This window comes from Streptomyces sp. NPDC031445, assembly GCF_055581365.1.
Window position 1 is genome coordinate 94,000 of sequence record NZ_JBVIJO010000001.1, and the last position, 20,773, is coordinate 114,772.

At 71.1% G+C, this 20,773-nt stretch carries 17 protein-coding genes; 13 read left to right on the plus strand and 4 right to left on the minus strand.

Annotated features, from left to right (window positions below):
* The first annotated feature begins 104 nt into the window (after nucleotides 1–104).
* From ACZ5DC_RS00385 to ACZ5DC_RS00400, 4 genes are all read left to right on the plus strand, one after another.
* Complete coding sequence (locus ACZ5DC_RS00385; RefSeq protein WP_468647863.1) at nucleotides 105–2,852, plus strand: ABC transporter ATP-binding protein; 2,748 nt, start codon at nucleotides 105–107, stop codon at nucleotides 2,850–2,852.
* A 162-nt stretch (nucleotides 2,853–3,014) separates the two neighbouring features.
* Nucleotides 3,015–3,902 (plus strand): FadR/GntR family transcriptional regulator, encoded by an 888-nt coding sequence (locus ACZ5DC_RS00390; protein ID WP_366748359.1) that lies wholly within the window; start codon nucleotides 3,015–3,017, stop codon nucleotides 3,900–3,902.
* Between the two features lie 434 nt (nucleotides 3,903–4,336).
* A complete protein-coding gene (locus ACZ5DC_RS00395; RefSeq protein ID WP_468647865.1) occupies nucleotides 4,337–5,878 on the plus strand; it encodes an RNA polymerase sigma factor in 1,542 nt (513 codons plus the stop codon).
* 121 nt (nucleotides 5,879–5,999) lie between these two features.
* A complete protein-coding gene (locus tag ACZ5DC_RS00400) occupies nucleotides 6,000–6,854 on the plus strand; it encodes a serine protease (protein WP_468647867.1) in 855 nt (284 codons plus the stop codon).
* Nucleotides 6,855–6,953: 99 nt separating this feature from the next.
* Here ACZ5DC_RS00400 and ACZ5DC_RS00405 read toward each other — a convergent pair whose 3' ends face one another.
* Nucleotides 6,954–7,184: a DUF7455 domain-containing protein gene (locus ACZ5DC_RS00405; protein ID WP_366748356.1), complete on the minus strand. Its 231-nt coding sequence runs from the start codon at nucleotides 7,182–7,184 to the stop codon at nucleotides 6,954–6,956.
* Nucleotides 7,185–7,626: 442 nt separating this feature from the next.
* Here ACZ5DC_RS00405 and ACZ5DC_RS00410 point away from each other — a divergent pair, with 442 nt between their 5' ends.
* From ACZ5DC_RS00410 to ACZ5DC_RS00435, 6 genes are all read left to right on the plus strand, one after another.
* Complete coding sequence (locus ACZ5DC_RS00410) at nucleotides 7,627–9,750, plus strand: DNA gyrase/topoisomerase IV subunit B (RefSeq protein WP_366748355.1); 2,124 nt, start codon at nucleotides 7,627–7,629, stop codon at nucleotides 9,748–9,750.
* Nucleotides 9,751–10,065: 315 nt separating this feature from the next.
* A complete protein-coding gene (locus ACZ5DC_RS00415) occupies nucleotides 10,066–10,647 on the plus strand; it encodes a DUF1453 domain-containing protein (protein WP_468647870.1) in 582 nt (193 codons plus the stop codon).
* Nucleotides 10,644–11,795: a sensor histidine kinase gene (locus ACZ5DC_RS00420; RefSeq protein WP_468647871.1), complete on the plus strand. Its 1,152-nt coding sequence runs from the start codon at nucleotides 10,644–10,646 to the stop codon at nucleotides 11,793–11,795. Before ACZ5DC_RS00415 ends, ACZ5DC_RS00420 begins: the two co-directional genes overlap by 4 nt.
* Nucleotides 11,792–12,481, plus strand: a complete 690-nt coding sequence (locus tag ACZ5DC_RS00425) for a response regulator transcription factor (protein WP_468647873.1) — start codon at nucleotides 11,792–11,794, stop codon at nucleotides 12,479–12,481. Before ACZ5DC_RS00420 ends, ACZ5DC_RS00425 begins: the two co-directional genes overlap by 4 nt.
* A 162-nt stretch (nucleotides 12,482–12,643) precedes the next feature.
* Nucleotides 12,644–13,096 carry a DUF485 domain-containing protein gene (locus ACZ5DC_RS00430; protein WP_468649879.1) on the plus strand — a complete coding sequence of 151 codons (453 nt, stop codon included), beginning with the start codon at nucleotides 12,644–12,646 and terminating at the stop codon, nucleotides 13,094–13,096.
* Nucleotides 13,093–14,685 (plus strand): solute symporter family protein, encoded by a 1,593-nt coding sequence (locus ACZ5DC_RS00435; protein WP_468647875.1) that lies wholly within the window; start codon nucleotides 13,093–13,095, stop codon nucleotides 14,683–14,685. Before ACZ5DC_RS00430 ends, ACZ5DC_RS00435 begins: the two co-directional genes overlap by 4 nt.
* A gap of 16 nt (nucleotides 14,686–14,701) precedes the next feature.
* Here ACZ5DC_RS00435 and ACZ5DC_RS00440 read toward each other — a convergent pair whose 3' ends face one another.
* A complete protein-coding gene (locus ACZ5DC_RS00440) occupies nucleotides 14,702–15,394 on the minus strand; it encodes a response regulator (protein WP_468647877.1) in 693 nt (230 codons plus the stop codon).
* Between the two features lie 159 nt (nucleotides 15,395–15,553).
* Here ACZ5DC_RS00440 and ACZ5DC_RS00445 point away from each other — a divergent pair, with 159 nt between their 5' ends.
* The 3 genes from ACZ5DC_RS00445 (at nucleotide 15,554) to ACZ5DC_RS00455 (ending at nucleotide 18,342) form a co-directional block, all read left to right on the plus strand.
* The gene (locus tag ACZ5DC_RS00445) at nucleotides 15,554–16,369 is read left to right on the plus strand and encodes an ABC transporter ATP-binding protein (RefSeq protein WP_468647879.1); all 816 of its coding nucleotides are present in this window, start codon (nucleotides 15,554–15,556) and stop codon (nucleotides 16,367–16,369) included.
* Entirely contained in the window at nucleotides 16,359–17,222 is an 864-nt protein-coding gene (locus ACZ5DC_RS00450) for an ABC transporter permease (protein ID WP_468647881.1), read from the plus strand. Before ACZ5DC_RS00445 ends, ACZ5DC_RS00450 begins: the two co-directional genes overlap by 11 nt.
* A gap of 61 nt (nucleotides 17,223–17,283) precedes the next feature.
* Nucleotides 17,284–18,342, plus strand: coding sequence for an ABC transporter substrate-binding protein (locus ACZ5DC_RS00455; RefSeq protein ID WP_468647883.1), 1,059 nt, complete (start codon nucleotides 17,284–17,286; stop codon nucleotides 18,340–18,342).
* Nucleotides 18,343–18,368: 26 nt separating this feature from the next.
* Here the strand turns inward: ACZ5DC_RS00455 and ACZ5DC_RS00460 are convergent, their stop codons facing one another.
* Both ACZ5DC_RS00460 and ACZ5DC_RS00465 read right to left on the minus strand, forming a co-directional pair.
* Nucleotides 18,369–19,049 (minus strand): response regulator, encoded by a 681-nt coding sequence (locus ACZ5DC_RS00460; protein WP_468647885.1) that lies wholly within the window; start codon nucleotides 19,047–19,049, stop codon nucleotides 18,369–18,371.
* Nucleotides 19,046–20,725, minus strand: coding sequence for an ATP-binding protein (locus tag ACZ5DC_RS00465; RefSeq protein WP_468647887.1), 1,680 nt, complete (start codon nucleotides 20,723–20,725; stop codon nucleotides 19,046–19,048). Before ACZ5DC_RS00465 ends, ACZ5DC_RS00460 begins: the two co-directional genes overlap by 4 nt.
* Between the last annotated feature and the right edge of the window lie 48 nt (nucleotides 20,726–20,773).

The following is a 20,773-nucleotide window of genomic DNA, read 5'->3' on the forward strand; positions in this document are numbered from 1 at the left end:
GGATCCATCGAACGGCGGACAAGATCGGGCCTAGACCACACGGCATGTTTCCGCAAGTCCGCTTATACCGGGAAAACCGGACATGTAGCGCTATCTTGCTGCAGGTGATCCAGGCCTTCGGACTGACCAGCAACCCCCGCAAGGCGCATCCGCCCGCTGTCGACGACGTTTCCTTCGAAGCGCGCGCCGGGCATGTCACCGCGCTCCTCGGGGCCGCCGGTGCGGGAAAGACGACGGCGCTCAGACTCATGCTTGAGCTCCAACCCGGGCGCGGCATCACGTACTTCAGGGGGCGGCCCCTGCACTGCATCGCGCATCCGTCACAGGAAGTCGGCGTACTCCTCGGCGACGTGCCGGGTCACCCGTCCCGCACGGTCCGCGGCCATCTGCGCATGCTGTGCGCGGCGGCGGGAGTTCCCGCGCGGCGAGCCGACGAAGTCCTCGAAGCGGTCGGTCTCGTCAGCCTACGCGAGGAGCGCCTCGGCACGCTGTCGCGCGGCATGGACCGCAGACTCGGCCTGGCCTGTGCCCTGCTGCCCGACCCGCACACGCTCGTCCTGGACGAACCCGCCGACGGTCTCCCTACCCGTGAGGCCCAATGGCTGCACAGCATGCTGCGGGCCCACGCCGCCCAGGGCGGCACGGTGCTCTTCACCACGGCCGACACCAAGGAGGCCGCGCGGAGCGCCGACCGGGTCGTCACGCTCGACGCCGGGAAAGTCGTCGCGGACCAGGAGGGAAGGGCGTTCGCCCGCACCCGGCTACGCCCCCGCGTGGCCGTCCGCAGCCCCCACGCCGTACGCCTCGCGGCGCTGCTCACCAAAGAAGCACGCACCACTCGCCGCTCCGTCGAGGTCGTGCGCGAGGGAGGCAACCGCCTGTCCGTGTACGGCACCACGACCGCCGACGTCGGTGAGATCGCGTTCCGCCATGGCATCCTCGTCCACCAACTGGCCGACGAGGTGGGCGACATGGGGCCGGGAGCCGGTGCCGAGGGCGATGCGGGGGTGTGCTCCACCGAGCCCCTCCCGGTGGTCCCGGACTCGGCGCCGGCAGACCGGGAGACCCGGCAGGACCACGGCCCGGCGGAATCGCGCCCGGCGGCACCCGGCACCCCGTCCGAGGAACCGGGGCAGGCCTGGGCGGGCCCTTCGTGGGCGCGTCGCCGGCGTACCGTGTCGGGCTGCCCGGCGCCGGAGTCCGCCCGGCACTCCCCGCCGGAACCCGGCTCCGCCGCGCTCGGCGACGCACCGCAGGGCGCGAGCGGCGCCGCGGACGAGCCGTCGACGACGCCGGAACGCGCGAGGCCGGTGCCCGAGGAGACCGCGGCCCCCGCCCTCCACGCCGCGGACTCGTGCCGCATGCGCCCGCCGGGGGAGTCACGCGCCTCGATGACCGGTGCGGCGGCCAAATCCCGCGCGAAGACCCCCGACCGGTCCGCGCCCGGGCCGGACGCCGCCGCGCCGGGGCACTCCTCGGTCGACACGACCGTCGCCGGGCAGCCTTCGGAGCATCCCGAGCACACCCTCGACTCCTCCGCACCTGAGCCCGAGCGGGCCGCGGGCGGCTTCTCCCCGACGGGCGAAGACCGATCGGCGCCCGGGCTCGCGACGCGGGAACGCGGGCGGACCGCCGGCAGTGAGCGCACCGCGCCGGGCCACGATCGTGGCCAAGACCGCGCGGCGGAGGGCTCGCTGATCGTCCCCGGGGCTACGACGCACGCCGCGCCGGCGGCCGGTACAACCGTCGAGGATGGCCACGGCCACCGCGAAGCCACCGCGTCCTGCGAGACGAAGACGGCCGGCGCCGACGCCGGTGCTGCGCCCGCGAGGGCCACCGGCGGCCGGTCCGCAGACCCGGCGCCCACCCCGGACTCCGGCCCCGGCGGAGTCGCCACGGCTTCCGAACCGCAGCCGGGAAGCACCCGCACACCCACAGCCATCCTCGCCGGCACCCGTACCCTCCTGCCCGGGGCCAGGAATCCGGGCGCCCGGAAGCAGGCCGGCCGCACCGTCCGGCCCGACAGTGCGCGTCCCGTCCCCGCCCCGTCCCCTCTGCCACCCCCCATCACCGTCCGCCCCGCCCGCAGCCCCCTGCGCCCCCTGCGCTACGAGATCCGGCGCGCCGGCGGAATCGGCACCGGTTTCCTCGTCTGCGGTGCCGTACTGGTGGTGTCCGCGCTCACCGCCGTACTCCTGGCGCGGCTCGGTCACACCCCGCAGGCGCGGCTGTTCGCGGCGTGGCCGCGGGAGCTGCCGCTGCCGCCCGCGGCGCTCGCGGCGGGGCTGCTCGGCGCGCTGGCCTACGGGGACGAGTTCCGCCACCCCGCCCTGGCGGCGGACCGCGGCACCGTCCCCCGCCGACTGGGGCTGCTCACCGCGAAACTGCTCGTCTCCGGAGCCACCGCGGTGCTGCTCGCCTTCCTCACCGTGGGCTGCGACGCCGAAGCGCTCTACATCGTCTACGGACGGGAACTGGCACGAGTTCCCGCGGACTGGCTTTCGCTGACCGCGAGTTGGTTCGGGCTGGTCGTCGGTTGCGCCTGGGCCGGCGTACTGGCGGCCGGGGTGTTCCGGTCCACGACGGCCGGACTGGCCGCCGTCCTCGCCGTGCCCGTCCTCGTCGTGCCCCTCGTGCACGAAGCGCTGCGGGGTCCGGCCGTACGGATGGCGGCAGGCTTCCCGGTGCGGATGCGCGAGGTCTTCCTGCTGCAGTGGCCCTTCGGCGGAGAGCGGTACCTGGCCGCGGCCGCGCGGGTCCTCGCCCAACCCGTCGGGGGCGCGCTGGCGTTGTCGCTGGCGGCACTCCTCTGCGCGTACCTCTTCACCGCGCTGCGCACCCGGTTCCGATGACAACTGTCCGTACGCTTCCGTTCTCGGTGTGTGCACAACTCCCCGAAGTGAGCCCATTTCTTTTCGATAAGGCGTCAATTGCGACGCCGTGAGCGATCACCCTTTCGTGTGCTTTTCACCAAAGACCTCAAGGGAGTTGAAAACGGAGCCGACAAAGGATCCGTGAGTACCCTTGCGCACACCATGATGACCGCCGCCCGCTCCGCAGACTCAGGTCTGGCCGGCCCGGGCGAACTCGACCGCTACCCCTACGCCGAGGCCCCGGTGACCGACCGCGTCGGCGTGCCTGCCTGGGACGGCGGGGACCCCGAGCTGGGCCGTGTCGGCAGGCGGGGCTCGGGCAGCCGCGGACGCGGACTGCACGGCCAACTCGTCCAGCAGCTGGGACAGATGATCGTCTCCGGCGACCTGGGCGCCGACCGCCCGCTGGTGCCGGAGGAGATCGGCCAGCGCTTCGAGGTCTCCCGCACCGTCGTCCGCGAGTCCCTCCGGGTCCTGGAGGCCAAGGGCCTGGTCAGCGCCCGCCCCAACGTCGGCACGCGCGTGCGTCCCGTCAGCGACTGGAACCTTCTCGACCCGGACATCATCGAGTGGCGGGCCTTCGGGCCTCAGCGCGACGACCAGCGCCGGGAACTGAGCGAGCTGCGGTGGACGATCGAGCCGCTCGCCGCCCGTCTCGCTGCCGGGCACGGGCGCGAGGAGGTGCAGCAGCGCCTCTGCGACATGGTGGAGATCATGAGCCACGCGCTGGCCCAGGGCGACGCGCTCACCTACTCGCGCGCCGACACGGAGTTCCACACGCTGCTGATCCAGATCGCGGGCAACCGCATGCTGGAGCACCTGTCCGGCATCGTCTCGGCGGCGCTCCAGGTCTCCGGCGGCCCGGTCACCGGCTGCGACCGGCCGAACGAGGCGTCCCTCGCGCAGCACGCGCGGATCGTGGACGCGCTCGGCACCGGCGACGGTACGGCGGCGGAGAGCGCCATGCGCCAGCTCCTCACCGTCCACCCCGAAGTGGAGCGCGTGGTTCCCGCCCCGCGCGAGCACTGACCTCGCGAGGAACGCGGTGCGGTCGCCGGTGTGCGGCGCTCTCGTGGTACTCGTGGCGGAACCAGGCCCGGGTACCGGCCGCCGCCGGACCCCGCCGGACCACCCGAGGTCCGGCCGGGTCCGGCGGTGACGGGAAGCCCTGGTCGTGGGTGCGGCCGGTCAAAGGTCAGGGGAGATTCCTTTTGTACGTGTCTGATCGCCTTTGACCGCTTACGGGGTGTGACTCGGGCCACGCAGATTGGGCGTAACGCTCGTGGAGACAGCGCGATGACCTAAGAGGTGACAGTCGCGGAGGGAATGCGGACGCCGAACCAGGCGCTGTGAATCCTCCCGGCTCCCGCCCGCGCCGTCGGCCCATCCCCAGGCCGGTGGTCGGCTCCTGTCCTCAGTGGACGGCGCCGGAAGCCGTTTTCCAACGTTCCGAGAGGTTGTTCGTGTCGGCCAGCACATCCCGTACGCTCCCGCCGGAGATCGCCGAGTCCGTCTCTGTCATGGCGCTCATTGAGCGGGGAAAGGCTGAGGGGCAGATCGCCGGCGACGATGTGCGTCGGGCCTTCGAAGCTGACCAGATTCCGGCCACTCAGTGGAAGAACGTACTGCGCAGCCTCAACCAGATCCTTGAGGAAGAGGGTGTGACGCTGATGGTCAGTGCCGCAGAGCCCAAGCGCACCCGCAAGAGCGTCGCAGCGAAGAGCCCCGCCAAGCGCACCGCCACCAAGACGGTCGCGGCGAAGACGGTGACCACCCGCAAGGCCACCGCGACCACGGCCGGGCCCGCGGCGCCCGTCGCTCCGGCCGCAGCCGATTCCGCCGATGAGGCCGCACCCGCCAAGAAGGCCGCCGCCAAGAAGGTGACCGCCAAGAAGACGGTCGCGAAGAAGGCCGTCGCCAAGAAGACGGCCGCCAAGAAGACCACGGCCAAGAAGGACGACGTCGAGCTTCTCGAGGAAGAGGTCCTCGAGGACACCAAGGTCGCCGACGAGCCCGAGGGTGCCGAGAGCGCCGGCTTCGTCCTGTCCGACGAGGACGAGGACGACGCGCCCGCGCAGCAGGTCGCCGCGGCCGGTGCCACCGCGGACCCGGTCAAGGACTACCTGAAGCAGATCGGCAAGGTCCCCCTGCTCAACGCCGAGCAGGAAGTCGAGCTGGCCAAGCGCATCGAGGCCGGCCTGTTCGCCGAGGACAAGCTGGCGAACGCCGACAAGCTCGCCCCGAAGCTCAAGCGCGAGCTGGAGATCATCGCTGAGGACGGCCGCCGCGCCAAGAACCACCTCCTGGAGGCCAACCTCCGTCTGGTGGTCTCCCTGGCCAAGCGTTACACCGGCCGCGGCATGCTCTTCCTGGACCTCATCCAGGAGGGCAACCTCGGTCTGATCCGCGCGGTCGAGAAGTTCGACTACACCAAGGGCTACAAGTTCTCCACGTACGCCACCTGGTGGATCCGGCAGGCGATCACCCGCGCCATGGCCGACCAGGCCCGTACCATCCGCATCCCGGTGCACATGGTCGAGGTCATCAACAAGCTCGCGCGCGTGCAGCGCCAGATGCTCCAGGACCTGGGCCGCGAGCCCACCCCGGAGGAGCTGGCCAAGGAACTCGACATGACCCCGGAGAAGGTCATCGAGGTCCAGAAGTACGGCCGTGAGCCCATCTCGCTGCACACCCCGCTGGGCGAGGACGGCGACAGCGAGTTCGGTGACCTCATCGAGGACTCCGAGGCCGTCGTCCCGGCCGACGCGGTCAGCTTCACGCTCCTGCAGGAGCAGCTGCACTCCGTCCTGGACACCCTGTCCGAGCGCGAGGCTGGCGTCGTCTCCATGCGCTTCGGTCTCACCGACGGTCAGCCGAAGACCCTCGACGAGATCGGCAAGGTGTACGGCGTGACGCGTGAGCGCATCCGCCAGATCGAGTCCAAGACCATGTCGAAGCTGCGCCACCCGTCGCGTTCCCAGGTGCTGCGCGACTACCTCGACTAGGTCGCGGTCGTACGACGGCGAAGGCCCGGTTCCCCTCGCGGGAGCCGGGCCTTCGTGCTGCGCGCTCGCATGGGGTGCATGACTCTGAGTGTCCCAGCAGGACCCAGAGTGAGGAGCATGCATGCGCCGTTCCGTTGTCCGGGCACTGGTCCGGCCGCTGGCCCTGGCGGCCACCGTGGCCGCGATACCCCTGATGAGCGCGGCTCCCGCCGGCGCCGACAGCGTAGTGGTCGGGGGGTTCCCGATCGACGTCTCCCAGGCTCCGTGGACGGTGGCGCTGGCCAGCCGTGACCGGTTCGGGGGTACCCGGGCGGGCCAGTTCTGCGGCGCTGTGGCCGTCGGGCGCACCACCGTGGTCACCGCGGCCCACTGTCTGTCCGAGGAGGCCCTCGGGTCACCGCCGAACCGGCTGCGCGACCTGAAGGTCATCGCGGGCCGTACCGACCTGCTGTCGCGGCAGGGCGACGAGATCGCCGTACGGGAGATCCGGCTCAATCCCGCGTACGACGCCAGGACCCATTCCGGGGACTTCGCGGTCCTCGGGCTCGCCGGACCGCTGCCGCGGAGCGCGGTCGTCGCCATGGCGGGCACGGACGACCCGGCCTACGCTCCGGGCACGCAGGCCCTGGTGTCCGGCTGGGGGGACACGACCGGCGCGGGGGCCTACCCGCACCGGCTCCACGCCGCGCGCGTGCGCGTACTGCCCGACGAGATGTGCGCCCGCGCGTTCCCGGGCGGCCCAGACGGCTCCTACCGGGCCGCGACCATGCTCTGCGCCGGTGAGCCCGCCGGAGGCCCCGACGCCTGCCAGGGGGACAGCGGCGGCCCTCTGGTGGCCCGGGGACGGCTGATCGGCCTCGTGTCATGGGGGAGCGGCTGCGGACGGCCGGGGTTTCCCGGCGTCTACACGCGCGTCTCCGAGATCGTACGAGCGCTGCGGCCGGCCGACGGGTCCCCGCCGTCCGGGCGCTCGTGAGCGCGCGTCGACGGGCATGAGCACGGGCGGCCGCTCCTGGTGAGGAGCGGCCGCCCGTTCACCGGCCTGTGCCGGGGCTGGCTCGTCGTGGTGCGAGATTCAGCGCTCTTCCTCAGAAGGAGTGTTCGGAACGGAGGTCAGCCGCTCCGTCTCGTCCTGTATCTCAGCGGCGATCTTCTTGAGTTCCGGCTCGAACTTGCGCCCGTGGTGGGCGCAGAAGAGCAGTTCTCCGCCGCTGAGCAGGACGACGCGCAGGTATGCCTGGGCGCCGCAGCGGTCGCAGCGATCGGCGGCCGTCAACGGGCTCGCGGGGGTCAGAACAGTAGTCACGTCGCCTCTTCTCTAGCTCGACGAGCTGTCGTACCAGGGTCAACATCCAACCAGCCCGTAAACGTTCCCGCTCGTGGCTTTTCCTCGAAAAAATCTTTCCGGGGCGGCTGTCTGCTGCCGGTTGGCGGCGAATGTGCCGTAGTGCGTCTCTTGTATGCGTACGGGTTCGCGCTGTCTTGCTGTCTCGGTCCTCCCGGCCGGGTTGCCGGTTGTTCATGAGGACGTGCCCGGAGCCTAAATGGTTCATGCCTCGAAGGGAACGTGATGTGTGCTTCACTCCTGCGAGGGATCGAACAGGTATGCGAGTCTGGACTAGTGTGAGTTGACCGACGAGGGTGGCGTTACACCAGCTCTACCAGGGCTCGGTACCCTCTGTGCGGCGACCGAAGCCGCCCCCTTACCCAAAAGGGGGCCACCTGAAATTCAGCGAGGAGCGAACCGCGTGACCGCCGATACGTCCGTGCCGTCCACAGCGCTGCTGGCAGGAGCAGACCGGGACGGTTCCAACTACACCGCGCGGCACCTGCTCGTCCTCGAGGGTCTTGAGGCCGTGCGGAAGCGCCCCGGCATGTACATCGGCTCGACCGACAGCCGCGGTCTGATGCACTGCCTGTGGGAGATCATCGACAACTCCGTGGACGAGGCCCTCGGTGGCTACTGCGACCACATTGAGGTGATCCTCCACGACGACGGTTCCGTCGAGGTGCGCGACAACGGCCGCGGCATCCCCGTGGACGTGGAACCGAAGACCGGCCTGTCCGGCGTCGAGGTCGTCATGACGAAGCTGCACGCCGGCGGCAAGTTCGGGGGCGGCTCCTACGCGGCCTCCGGCGGTCTGCACGGCGTCGGTGCCTCCGTGGTCAACGCCCTCTCGGCCCGCCTCGACGTCGAGGTGGACCGCGGCGGCCACACGCACGCCATCAGCTTCCGGCGCGGCGTGCCGGGAGCCTTCGCCGCCGAGGGTGCCGACGCGAAGTTCGAGGCCAAGAGCGGTCTGCGCAAGGCCAAGAAGATCCCCAAGACACGCACCGGCACGCGCGTGCGTTACTGGGCCGACCGGCAGATCTTCCTCAAGGACGCCAAGCTGTCCCTGGAGAACCTGCACCAGCGTGCCCGGCAGACCGCCTTCCTGGTGCCCGGCCTGACCATCGTCGTCCGTGACGAGTTCGGCCTCGGCGAGGGCGGCAGCAAGGGCGAGGAGTCGTTCCGCTTCGACGGCGGTATCAGCGAGTTCTGCGAGTACCTGGCCAACGACAAGGCGATCTGCGACGTCCTCCGCTTCTCGGGCAGGGGCACCTTCAAGGAGACCGTCCCGGTTCTGGACGACCACGGTCAGATGACCCCCACCGAGGTCACCCGTGAGCTGGGCGTCGACGTCGCGCTGCGCTGGGGCACGGGCTACGACGCGACCGTCAGGTCGTTCGTCAACATCATCGCCACCCCCAAGGGCGGCACCCACGTCGCCGGGTTCGAACAGGCCCTCACCCAGACGCTGAACGACGTGCTGCGCGCCAAGAAGCTGCTGCGCGTGGCCGAGGACAACATCGTCAAGGACGACGCCCTGGAGGGCCTCACCGCCGTCGTCACCGTCCGGCTCGCCGAGCCGCAGTTCGAGGGGCAGACCAAGGAGGTCCTCGGCACCTCGGCGGCCCGCCGCATCGTGAACAGCGTGATCAGCAAGGAACTGAAGGCGTTCCTCACGGCCACCAAGCGCGACGCCGCCGCCCAGGCCCGGGTGGTCATGGAGAAGGTGGTCGCGGCCGCCCGCACCCGGGTCGCGGCCCGCCAGCACAAGGACGCCCAGCGCCGGAAGACGGCCCTGGAGTCCTCCTCCCTGCCGGCCAAGCTCGCCGACTGCCGCAGCGACGACGTCGACCGCAGCGAGCTGTTCATCGTCGAGGGTGACTCCGCGCTCGGCACGGCCAAGCTGGCGCGGAACTCCGAGTTCCAGGCCCTGCTGCCGATCCGCGGCAAGATCCTCAACGTGCAGCGGTCGTCGGTCACCGACATGCTCAAGAACGCCGAGTGCGGTGCGATCATCCAGGTCATAGGAGCGGGCTCGGGCCGCACCTTCGACATCGACCAGGCCCGCTACGGCAAGATCATCATGATGACCGACGCCGATGTGGACGGTTCGCACATCCGCTGCCTGCTGCTCACGCTGTTCCAGCGCTACATGCGGCCCATGGTCGAGGCCGGCCGGGTCTTCGCCGCCGTGCCGCCGCTGCACCGCATCGAGCTGATCCAGCCGAAGAAGGGGCAGGAGAAGTACGTCTACACGTACTCCGACCGCGAGCTGCGCGACAAGCTCATGGAGTTCCAGAGCAAGGGCATCCGGTACAAGGACTCCATCCAGCGCTACAAGGGCCTGGGCGAGATGGACGCGGACCAGCTGGCCGAGACCACGATGGACCCGCGCCACCGCACCCTGCGCCGCATCAACCTCTCCGACCTGGAGGCCGCCGAACAGGTCTTCGACCTGCTGATGGGCAACGACGTCGCACCCCGCAAGGAGTTCATCTCCAGCTCGGCGGCGACGCTGGACCGGTCACGCATCGACGCGTAGCCGCTGCGCTGGGCTTCGGCGGACGGGGCAGGGGCTCGGCCGACGGGGGGCGTCTCCCGGGGGTGAGGGCTTCTTCGGGGGTGGGGCGTTCGGTGTGTTGCGGGCGGTCCCGATCACCGACGCTCACTCCCGCCCACCCCTGACAGCCCCCCGTCCGCCCCCAAGGTCTCTCCACCCGTGGGTGGAGGCGGGCCGGTTCCGGGTTCCACCCGTGATCCACCCCGGCTCCGATCCCCTGGCCTGCGGACTTCCGTAGCTTCGAAGGCGTCGGCAGCACTCGCTTCCGGCACCGCCCTCTCGCTCACGGAGGTCCAGATGCCCGGGCTCGTCAACATGCTGGTGATCGTCGCCGTGGTCGCCCTAGTGATCGAGCGGCAGTTCCGCGCCCGGCCCGTCGGCACGGACCGGCGCTGGTGGCTGCTGCCCGTGATCCTCGCCGTCGTCTCATTGCGCGAGCCCGGCGTCCTCGATGCCCACCACCGGGCCGAATCCGCCGCACTGCTCGTGGTGGAGCTGTCCATCGGCCTGGTCACCGGCATCGGCTGGGGCTGGACCACCCGTATCTGGACGGCGCCGGACGGTGTCGTGTGGACCAGGAGCAGCAAGGCGAGCGGCGCCGTATGGATCGTGGGCATAGCCCTGCGCGCCGGGGTCTTCGCCCTCGGCTCCGCTCTCGGCGTGCACCAGGACAGCTCCGCGCTGATGCTCGGCCTCGCCGGCACCCTGCTGGTCCGCGGCGCAATCCTGGCCTGGCGGGCGCAGTCCCTCGGCGCCCCGAGCCACCCCGCCCCGAGCCACCCCGCCCCGAGCCGTCCCGCTCCGATCCGTTCCGCTCCGAGCCGTCCGGCTCCGGCGTACGGTGACGACGAGCGGCCGGCGTGGAAGGAGCGCGTGTGACGGAGAACGCTTGGACACGCTGGCCGTCACGAGAGGCGCTCGGCCGCTCGGGAACGACCCGTCCCCGGCGCATGCTCGCGTGGGCCGTCCGACTGCTCGTGCTGGCCGTGCTCCTGTGGGGCGTCTTCAGCCAGAGGCACGTCGGGCTAGGGGAAGCACTCGCGGCAGCGGCGGCGATCCTCCTCGCCGGCCTCGTCTCCTGGGCCTTCTTCCGGACCACCTACGCGCACCGGCTGGTGCCCTCCCTCGCGCTCATGGGCGTGCTCCTGGTCATCGCGGTCGCAGCGGAGGCCACGGGATTCACCGGACCGGCCCTCGTGATCTGGTGCGGCTGTGGAGTCGGCGCGCTGGAGCGGCTGCCGCTGGGGGCCGCGGTCCCGGTCGCGTCGGTGGCGCTGGCCTCGTACTCCGCGTTCACCAACGACGTCTGGCTGACCACGGCCGCCACCGTGGCCGGCATGGCCCTCGCCGGGTACGTGCTGCGGCTGGACGCGGAAGCCCGCGGCAGTGCGCAGCGGCTCCTCGCCCAGGAGCGCGCCGCCCGCGCGGCCGAGGCAGAGTCCGCGGCACTGGCCGAGCGTGCCCGCATCGCACGGGAGATCCACGACGTGCTGGCGCACAGCCTTTCCGCCCAGCTCGTGCACCTGGAGGCGGCGCGGCTGCTGATCGAGAGCGGCGCGGATCGCGAGCGGATCCTGGAGCGGGTGGTGGCCGCCCGGGGCATGGCCCGCGACGGCCTCGCCGAGACCCGCCAGGCGCTGTCCGCGCTGCGGGGCGAGCTGAGCCCGCTGGAGGACTTCCTGGCCGAACTCGTCAGCACGGCAGAAGGTGCCCAGGTCACCGTCACAGGTGAACGCAGACCCCTGCCGGCCGAGGCGTCCCAGGCCGTGCGGCGCGCTGCCCAGGAAGCCCTGACGAACGTCCGCAAGCACGCGCGGGGCGCCAGGGTGGCCGTGCGGCTCGACTACGGCGAGCGCGAAGTGACGCTGGACGTCCGGGACTCGGGCGGCGAAGCGGGCGAACTGAACGGTTCCGGGGGCGGGTACGGTCTGCTGGGCATGCGTGAGCGCGCCGAACTGCTCGGCGGTTCGCTGGACGCGGGACCGGGTGAGGAGGGGTTCGTGGTGACGCTGAAGGTGCCCGTATGACGCGGACGGAAGGGGAGCGGAAGCCCGCGCGGGTGGTGGTGGCCGACGATCAGACCGTGGTCCGCGAAGGCATCGTGATGCTGCTCGGGCTGCTGCCCGGGGTGGAGGTCGTCGGGGCGGCGGGAGACGGGGAGGAGGCGGTGCGACTGGTCGGGGAACTGGCCCCGGACGTCGTGCTGATGGACCTCAGGATGCCCCGCTGCGACGGCGTGGAGGCCACCCGGCGGATCCGGGAGCAGTACCCGGGCACGCAGGTCGTGGTGCTCACCACCTACGCGGACGACGACTCGCTGTTCCCCGCGCTCAAGGCCGGTGCCCGGGGTTACCTGACCAAGGACGCGGGCGGGGACGAGATCGTCCGTGCCGTGCACAGTGTGCTCTCGGGGGACGCGGGGCTGTCGCCGAGTGTCCAGCGGCGGTTGCTGGAGAGACTGTCGCAGGCCGAGCCCGTGCCGGTGCCCGCGGCAGATGAGGCGCCCGACGGGCTGACCGCACGCGAGACCGAGGTCCTGGTGCTGATCGGCGAAGGGCTCACCAATCAGGAGATCGCCCGCCGGCTGCACGTGTCGACCGCGACCGTGAAGACCCACATCAACAACCTGTTCGCCAAGACGGGGCTCAGGGACCGGGCGCAGGCCGTGCGGTACGCCTACAGCAAGGGGCTGGTGCGACCACCGACCGGGTGAATCACCTGATGGGGTGAAGAGCCGGAGGAAGAAGAGTCAGGGATCTATCCGTTCTGTCCATCCTTGGGCATGCAGTCAAGCAACGGTCGTCCCCGCGGAGTCGGGGACGGTCCCGAGAGATCGGCCGGGAACCAGGAGGACGACGGCGCGTCCTCCCGTGACGTGGCGTACGAGGACCCATGGCATGGCACATCGGCCTCGGGCTGGGGCGAGCTGGACGGTGCGGGCATGCCGGCGCCTGCCGTGCCGCCCGCGCGCGCTGAGCCCGGCGCGGCGGCGCGTGCCCGCGACGTGTACGTCGAGGTGCAGCACAGCGAGGCTTTCCAGGAGGTGCGCGGCAGGTACCGGCGGTTCGTGGCGCCGGGGGTCACGGCCTTCCTGGCGTGGTACGTGGCCTATGTGGTGGCCGCGACGACCGCGCCGGGACTCATGGCGCGGCCGGTGGTGGGGGCGGTGAACGTGGGGATGCTCGCGGGGCTCGGGCAGTTCGTCACCACGTTCGTGTTCACCTGGGCGTATGCGCGGCACGCGCGGCTGCGCCGGGACCGGGCCGCGCTGGAGTTGCGCTGGGACACCCAGGAACTGGCCCGCGGAGCGCAGGGAGGGAACCCGTGACCGGTGATCATCAGACGCTGGCGCTGCTGCTGTTCAGCGGGTTCGTGGCGGTCACTCTCGCGATCACGACGTGGGTGAGCCGCAGGCGGCACGGTTCGGCGGAGGAGTTCTACGCGGGCGGGCGGCTGTTCTCCCCGATGGAGAATGGTTTTGCCATCGCGGGGGACTACATGTCGGCGGCCTCCTTCCTGGGGATCAGCGGGCTCATCGCGCTGTACGGGTACGACGGGCTGCTGTACGGGGTGGGGTTCCTCGTGGCATGGCTGGTCGTGCTGTTCCTGGTGGCCGAACTGGTGCGCAACTGCGGGCGGTTCACGCTGGCCGACGTGGTGGCCGCCCGGATGAGCGAGCGGCCGGTGCGGATCGCCGCGGGAACGTCCTCGGTCACGGTGTCCGTGCTGTACCTGGTGGCGCAGATGGTCGGCGCGGGCAGTCTGGTGGCGTTGCTGCTGGGGCGGACCAGCGGCGCGGCCCAGGCATGGACGGTCATCGGTGTCGGCGCGCTCATGGTGATCTACGTGTCGTTGGGAGGGATGCGGGCCACCACCTGGATCCAGATCGTGAAGGCGGTCCTGCTGCTGAGCGGGACGGTCGTGCTGACCGTCCTGGTCCTGCTGCGCTTCCACGGCGACGTCGACCGGCTGCTGCTCACGGCGGCGGAGCGCAGCGGCCGGGGCAGGGCGTTCCTGGCGCCCGGGCTGAAGTACGGCGGGGACTGGAACTCCCGGTTGGACTTCATCAGCCTGGGGCTCGCCCTGGTGCTGGGCACGGCCGGGCTGCCGCACATCCTTTCCCGCTTCTACACCGTGCCGACCGCGCGGGCCGCCCGCCGCTCGGTGGTGTGGTCCATCGGCCTGATCGGCGGCTTCTACCTGATGACGATCGTCCTCGGCTTCGGGGCGGCGGCGGTGGTCGGGCCGCAGGCCGTACGCGGATCCAACGCGGCCGGGAACACGGCGGTGCCCCTCCTCGCCCTCGACCTGGGCGGCGGAGCGGGCTCGACCGGGGGCACCGTGCTGTTCGCGGTGGTCGCCGCCGTGGCCTTCGCCACGATCCTCGCGGTGGTCGCGGGCATCACGCTCGCCTCCTCCGCCTCGGTGGCCCACGACCTGTACGCGTCACTGCGCCGCCCGAGCGGCACGCCCCGCAGCGAGGTGGCCGTGGCCCGGTGCGCGGCGGTCGGCATCGGCGCCGTGGCGATCGGACTCGGCCTGCTGGCCCGCGATCTCAATGTCGCCTTCCTCGTCGGCCTCGCGTTCGCGGTCGCCGCCTCGGCGAACCTGCCGGTCCTGCTCTACTCGCTGTTCTGGCGCGGCTTCACCACGCGGGGCGCGGTGTGGGCGGTGTACGGCGGGCTGCTCCCGGCGATCGGGCTGGTGCTGCTCTCCCCGGTGGTGTCCGGCAGCCCGGACTCCCTGTTCCCCGGCGTCGACTTCCAGTACTTCCCGCTGGAGAACCCGGGCATCGTCTCCATCCCGCTCGGCTTCCTCGCCGGCTGGCTGGGCACGGTGACCTCGGACGAGGTCCCGGACGAGGCCAAGTACGCCGAGACGGAGGTGCGTTCGCTGACCGGGGCGGGAGCCGTGTAGCCGGGCCGTGGGCGGCTCAGGGCGCCACCCAGGCGTACCGGTGTTCCGGGCGCCCGGTGTCGCCGTACTTCAGCGAGAGGCGCAGACGGCCCGCCTGTTCGAGGTGGCGGAGGTAGCGCTGGGCGGTGGAGCGGCTCAGGCCCGTGCGGGCGGCCACCTCGTGGGCCGAGAGCGGCTGGTCGGCGCGGTGCAGGACACCGCAGATGAGATCCGTGGTGGGCTCGGAGTGGCCGGTCGGCAGGCCGGGTGCGGAAGGGGCGGGGGCGGTGCGCAGGGCGCCGAAGATCCGGTCGACCTGTTCCTGGCCCGTCAGGCCCCGCCCGCCCACCCGGTCGACGGTGCGGCGCAGGGCGGCGTAGGAGTCCAGGCGGGTGCGCAGCGCGGCGAAGGTGAAGGGCTTGACCAGATAGTGCAGGGCGCCCAGGCGCATCGCCTGCTGGACGGTCGTCACATCGCTCGCCGCCGTGATCATGATGACGTCGGTGCCATGGCCCTGCTCGCGCATGCGGTGCACGAGTTCGAGGCCGGTCTGGTCCGGCAGATAGTGGTCGAGCAGCACCAGGTCGATGGGACCGCGTTCCACCGCGGCCAGGGCCTGGGCGGCACTGTGCGCGCGGGCGGCCACCCGGAAGCCGGGAACCTTCCCCACGTACTTGGCGTTGATCTCAGCGACACGGAAGTCGTCGTCGACCACCAGGACGTCAATCATCAGGCCTCTCCTTACAAGGCCGGCGAGCGTTAAGCCCGTGTTTCGGCTCCGCAGTTGTAGCGCGAGCAAAAAGAGCACAACAGGTGCTTGCGAGCAAAAGAACGGCTTGTGCTCACAAGACTCCTGCTGGGCCCGGGGCCACACCTACCGTCCCGGCCCATGAGCGCACACACCAGCCCCGCCATCGAGCTGCGGGGCGCGAGCAAGACCTTCAGAACCCCGTCCGGGGGACTGCACACGGCGGTGCGCGGCCTGGACCTCACCGTGGAGCGCGGCGAGTTCGTGGCCGTCGTAGGACCGACCGGATGCGGCAAGTCCACGACGCTGACCCTGGTCAGCGGCCTGGAGGAGCCCACGGAGGGCGATGTGCTGGTGGCCGGGGAACCGGTCGACGGCGTCGGCGACAAGGTCGGTTTCGTCTTCCAGCAGGACGCCACCTTCCCCTGGCGGACCGTGCTGTCGAACGTCATGGCCGGCCCGCGGTTCCGGGGCGTGCCCAAGGCGGAGGCCAAGCAGAGGGCCCGCGACTGGCTGGCCCGGGTCGGGCTCGCCGCCTTCGAGGACCGCTATCCGCACCAGCTCTCCGGTGGTCAGCGCAAGCGGGTCGCCCTGGCGGCCACGTTCGTCAACGACCCCGAGATCCTGCTGATGGACGAGCCGTTCTCGGCGCTCGACGTGCAGACCCGCGCGCTGATGTCGGACGAGCTGCTGGAACTGTGGGAAGGCACCGGCGCCTCCGTCGTCTTCGTCACCCACGACCTGGAGGAGTCCATCGCGCTGGCCGACAAGGTCGTCGTGATGACCGCCGGGCCCGCGACCGTGAAGCAGGTCTTCGACATCGACCTGCCCCGCCCGCGCAAGGTCGAGTCGGTGCGGCTGGAGCCGCGGTTCATCGAGATCTACCGCGAGATCTGGGAGTCCCTCGGCGAAGAGGTCCGCATCACCCGCGAGAGGGGTGCCGCCCATGTCGCCTGAGGTCCTCAGCACCCCGGTCGTGGACACCGTCAAGACACCCGATCGCGCACGGACCCGCGCCGAAGCCGCACGCCGGCGCAGGCTCCTCGTCAACGTCGTGCGTGTGGTGCTCCTGGTGGCCGTCCTCGGACTGTGGGAGGTGTTGTCCCGCGCCAAGGTCATCGACCCGTTCAACTTCTCGATGCCCTCGAAGATCTGGGACCAGATCTGGACCTGGGTGACCCACGGGACGGCGCTCGGCTCCCTGGGCGAGCAGATCTGGTACACGCTGTACGAGGCACTGCTCGGCTGGATCATCGGCGTGGTCGCCGGTGTGCTGCTCGGCATCGCGCTCGGGCGGATCAGATTGCTCGCCGAGGTTCTTGGTCCTTACATCAAGGTGCTCAACTCGATCCCCAGGATCGTGCTGGCGCCCATCTTCCTGATCTGGTTCGGCCTCGGACCGTCCTCCAAGGTGGCATCCGCCGTGGTGCTCGTCTTCTTCCCGGTGTTCTTCAACGCCTTCCAGGGCGCCCGCGAAGTGGACCGCAACCTGGTGGCCAACGCCCGCATCCTGGGCGCGAGCGACCGCAGGGTGACCCTCCAGGTGGTCATCCCGTCGGCCACCTCCTGGATCTTCACCAGCCTGCACGTCAGCTTCGGCTTCGCGCTCATCGGCGCCATCGTCGGCGAGTACATCGGCGCCACCAAGGGCATCGGACTGCTCGTCTCGCAGTCGCAGAACACCTTCAACGCCGCCGGCGTGTACGCCGCGATGGTCATCCTCGCCGTCGTCGCCCTCGTCGCCGAGGGGCTGCTGACCTTCGCCGAGCGCCGCATCTTCCGCTGGAAGCCCACCGGTTCCGACAGCTGACCGGCTTCCCCGCCACCCCCCGCCCCTCCCGCACCGCCCACTCACAAGGACGTGAACCCGCATGCGCAAGACCGCCAGACACGCCTCCCTGGCAGCCGCCGGACTGCTCGCCCTCTCCTCGCTCACCGCCTGCGCCAACGACGCGGCAAGCTCAACGGCCGACACCGGCAGCGGCGGGGGCGGCGGAAAGGGGGAGAGCGTCAAGATCATGGTCGGCGGCCTGGACAAGGTCATCTACCTGCCCGCGATGCTCACCCAGCGCCTCGGCTACTTCCAGGCGGAGGGCCTGAACGTCCAGCTCCTCAGCGAGCCCGCCGGGGTACAGGCCGAGACCGCGCTCGTCTCCGGCCAGGTACAGGGGGCGGTCGGGTTCTACGACCACACCCTGGACCTCCAGGTGAAGGGCAAGTCGGTGGAGTCGGTCGTGCAGTTCTCGCACGCGCCCGGCGAGGTCGAGGTCGTCTCGAACAAGGCCGCCGGCGACCTCGCCTCGCCCAAGGACTTCAAGGGCCGCAAACTGGGCGTGACCGGGCTCGGTTCCTCGACCGACTTCCTCACCAAGTACCTGGCGGTCAAGAACGGAGTGAACGTCAGCGACTTCACTCCGGTCGCTGTGGGGGCCGGACCCACGTTCATCGCGGCGCTCCAGAAGGGCGCGATCGACGGCGGCATGACCACCGACCCGACCGTCGCGACGATCCTGGACAAGAAGGCCGGGAAGATCCTCATCGACATGCGCACCCCAGAGGGTTCGCAGGAGGCGCTGGGCGGGCCGTACCCCTCGTCAAGTCTGTACATGCAGACGGACTGGGTGAACGGACACAAGGAGACCGTCCAGAAGCTGGCCAACGCATTCGTCAAGACGCTCAAGTGGATGTCCACGCACAGCGCCGACGAGATCGCCGCCAAGATGCCCGCCGACTACTCCCAGGGCAACAAGGCGCTGTACGCGCAGGGCATCAAGAGCACCCTGCCGATGTTCACCGACGACGGCGTGATGCCCCAGGACGGTCCCGAGACCGTCGAGAAGGTCCTCAAGGCGTTCAACCCCAACATCAAGAACGCGAAGGTCGACTTGAGCAAGACGTACACGACGGAGTTCGTCAACGCGGTCAAGTGACCGCTGCCGCGTCGATGTGAACGCGCTCAGGCGCGGGTCGCCCACACGTAACGGTGTTCCGGGCGGCCCGCGTCGCCGTACTTCAGGGTCAGCCGCGCCCGGCCCGTGCGCTCCAGGAGCTTCAGGTACCGCTGGGCGGTCTGCCGGCTCACCCCCGTCCGCTCGGCGATCTCCTGGGCGGACAGGGGGTGTTCCGCGTTCAGCAGCGCTTGGCGCACCAGCTCGGCCGTCGTGGGGGAGTGCCCCTTGGGCAGCCCGGGCTCCGACGAGGCCGACAGGGCGCCGAAGATGCGGTCCACCTCCGCCTGCTCGGCCTCGCCGCCGCCGTCCAGGGTGCGCCGCAGCTCGGCGTACGCCTCCAGCTTCGCCCGCAGACCGGCGAAGGCGAACGGCTTCACGAGGTACTGCAGCGCGCCCTGCCGCATGGCGGCCTGCACGGTCGACACGTCCCGCGCGGCCGTCACCATGATCACGTCGGTCTGGTGGCCGCGCCTGCGCATCTCCTGGACGACCGACAGGCCCGTGTCGTCGGGCAGGTAGTGGTCCATCAGGACGAGATCCAGCCGGGGCAGCGCCTCGACCTGGCGCAGCGCCTCCGCCGCGTTGTGCGCCTCGCCGGCGACGCGGAAGCCGGGCACCTTCTCCACGTAGGCGGCGTTGACCCGGGCCACGCGGGTGTCGTCGTCCACGACCAGGACCTCGATCATCGGGCTTCCTCCTCGGCGGCGGCAGCGGTCCCGACGGACCCCCCGGGCAGCGCCGGTTCCAGGTCCGGCTCGGTCAGCGCCTCCGGCAGGACCACGGTGAACTCGGCGCCACCGCCGGCCGCCGCGCCCACGGCCGCGCTCCCGCCCTGCCGTTCGGCGAGCCGGCGCACCAGGGAGAGCCCGATGCCCCGCTTGCCGTGCGCGGGCGGCTTCTTGGTGGACCAGCCCTCCGTGAAGACCAGCTCCCGCTGGTCCTCGGGGACACCGGGACCCGTGTCGCACACCCGGAGGACGACCGTCCGGCCCTCCGCGCGCAACTCGACCTCCACGCGCGCGTGCGGTGTGCCCGCGACCGCGTCGAGGGCGTTGTCCACGAGGTTGCCCACCACCGTGACCAGCCCCCGGGGATCGATCAACCGGTCCGGGAGGCGGGTGCGCTCCGACACCCACAGGGCGACCCCGCGCTCGGCCGCCACGGTCGCCTTGCCCACCAGCAGCGCCGCCAGCAGCGGGTCCTGGATCTTCTCCGTGACCTGCTCGGCGGTGGCCCGGTGGTCCCCGACCACCTCGCCGACGAACTCCACGGCGTCGTCGTACATCTCCAGCTCCAGCAGCCCCAGCAGGGTGTGCATGCGGTTGGCGTGTTCGTGGTCCTGGGCGCGCAGGGCGTCGATCAGCCCGCGCGTGGAGTCGAGTTCGCGCCCCAGCTGTTCCAGTTCGGTGCGGTCGCGCAGGGTCGCCACCGCGCCGCCGTCGTCGGTGGGCATGCGGTTGGCGACCAGGACGCGATGGCCGCGCACGGTGAGCAGATCGGTGCCGGTCACCCGGCCGGTCAGCACGTCCGTCGTGCGGCCCGCGCCGAGCGCCGCGTCCGGGGTGCGCCCGACGGCCTCGTCGCCGATGCCCAGCAGCCGCCGTGCCTCGTCGTTCAGCAGGCGGATACGGCCGCCCCGGTCGAGCGCGACCACACCCTCCCGGATGCCGTGCAGCATCGCCTCGCGCTCCGCGAGCAGCGCCGAGATGTCGGAGAAGGCCAGGTCCCGGGTCTGGCGCTGCACCCGGCGCGAGATCAGCCAGGCGGCCAGCGCGCCGACCGCGAGCGCACCGCCGGCGTACGCGAACAGGCCCGGGATCGCGCTGATCAGTCGGCCCCGCACGCTGTCGTAGGCGATGCCGACGGAGACCGCGCCGACGATGCGGTGGTCGGCGTCGTACAGCGGCACCTTGCCGCGCGCCGAACGTCCCAGGGTGCCCCTGTCGATCTCCATGACCTCCTGGCCGTCCAGGGCGTCGGTGGGGTCGGTGGAGACGCGCCGGCCGATCTGCGAGGCGGTGGGGTGCGACCAGCGCACCCAGTTCCGGTCCAGCACCACGATGTACTCGGCGTGCGTCGCCCGCCGGATCCGCTCGGCCTCCTCCTGCACGGGGCCGTTCCTGGTCGGCGGGGTGGTCAGCACGCCTTCGGCGATGTGCGGGTCCTGGGCCGTGGTCTCGGCGATGGCCAGCGCGCGGCGCATCGCCTCCTGGTCCAGCTGCTTGCTCAGCGGGGCGAGGAAGAGCCCGGTCGCGAGCACCGCGACCCCCGCGGCGATCGCCACCTGCATCAGCAGCACCTGGGAGAACATCCGCCGTGGCAGACCGAGGCGCAGCCGGCGGGCGGGGGAGGCGGGGCTCATACCCAAGACGGTACGTGGGGCTGCCGGACGCGCCCCAGCGGGTGTGGT

Excerpts from the sequence above, each read along its gene's own strand:
- ACZ5DC_RS00465 (WP_468647887.1), bottom strand. The coding sequence starts at position 20,725 with ATGAGCCCCGCCTCCCCCGCCCGCCGGCTGCGCCTCGGTCTGCCACGG.
- ACZ5DC_RS00460 (WP_468647885.1), bottom strand. The coding sequence starts at position 19,049 with ATGATCGAGGTCCTGGTCGTGGACGACGACACCCGCGTGGCCCGGGTC.
- ACZ5DC_RS00415 (WP_468647870.1), top strand. The coding sequence starts at position 10,066 with ATGCCCGGGCTCGTCAACATGCTGGTGATCGTCGCCGTGGTCGCCCTA.
- ACZ5DC_RS00440 (WP_468647877.1), bottom strand. The coding sequence starts at position 15,394 with ATGATTGACGTCCTGGTGGTCGACGACGACTTCCGTGTCGCTGAGATC.
- ACZ5DC_RS00425 (WP_468647873.1), top strand. The coding sequence starts at position 11,792 with ATGACGCGGACGGAAGGGGAGCGGAAGCCCGCGCGGGTGGTGGTGGCC.
- ACZ5DC_RS00455 (WP_468647883.1), top strand. The coding sequence starts at position 17,284 with ATGCGCAAGACCGCCAGACACGCCTCCCTGGCAGCCGCCGGACTGCTC.
- ACZ5DC_RS00445 (WP_468647879.1), top strand. The coding sequence starts at position 15,554 with ATGAGCGCACACACCAGCCCCGCCATCGAGCTGCGGGGCGCGAGCAAG.
- ACZ5DC_RS00400 (WP_468647867.1), top strand. The coding sequence starts at position 6,000 with ATGCGCCGTTCCGTTGTCCGGGCACTGGTCCGGCCGCTGGCCCTGGCG.
- ACZ5DC_RS00450 (WP_468647881.1), top strand. The coding sequence starts at position 16,359 with ATGTCGCCTGAGGTCCTCAGCACCCCGGTCGTGGACACCGTCAAGACA.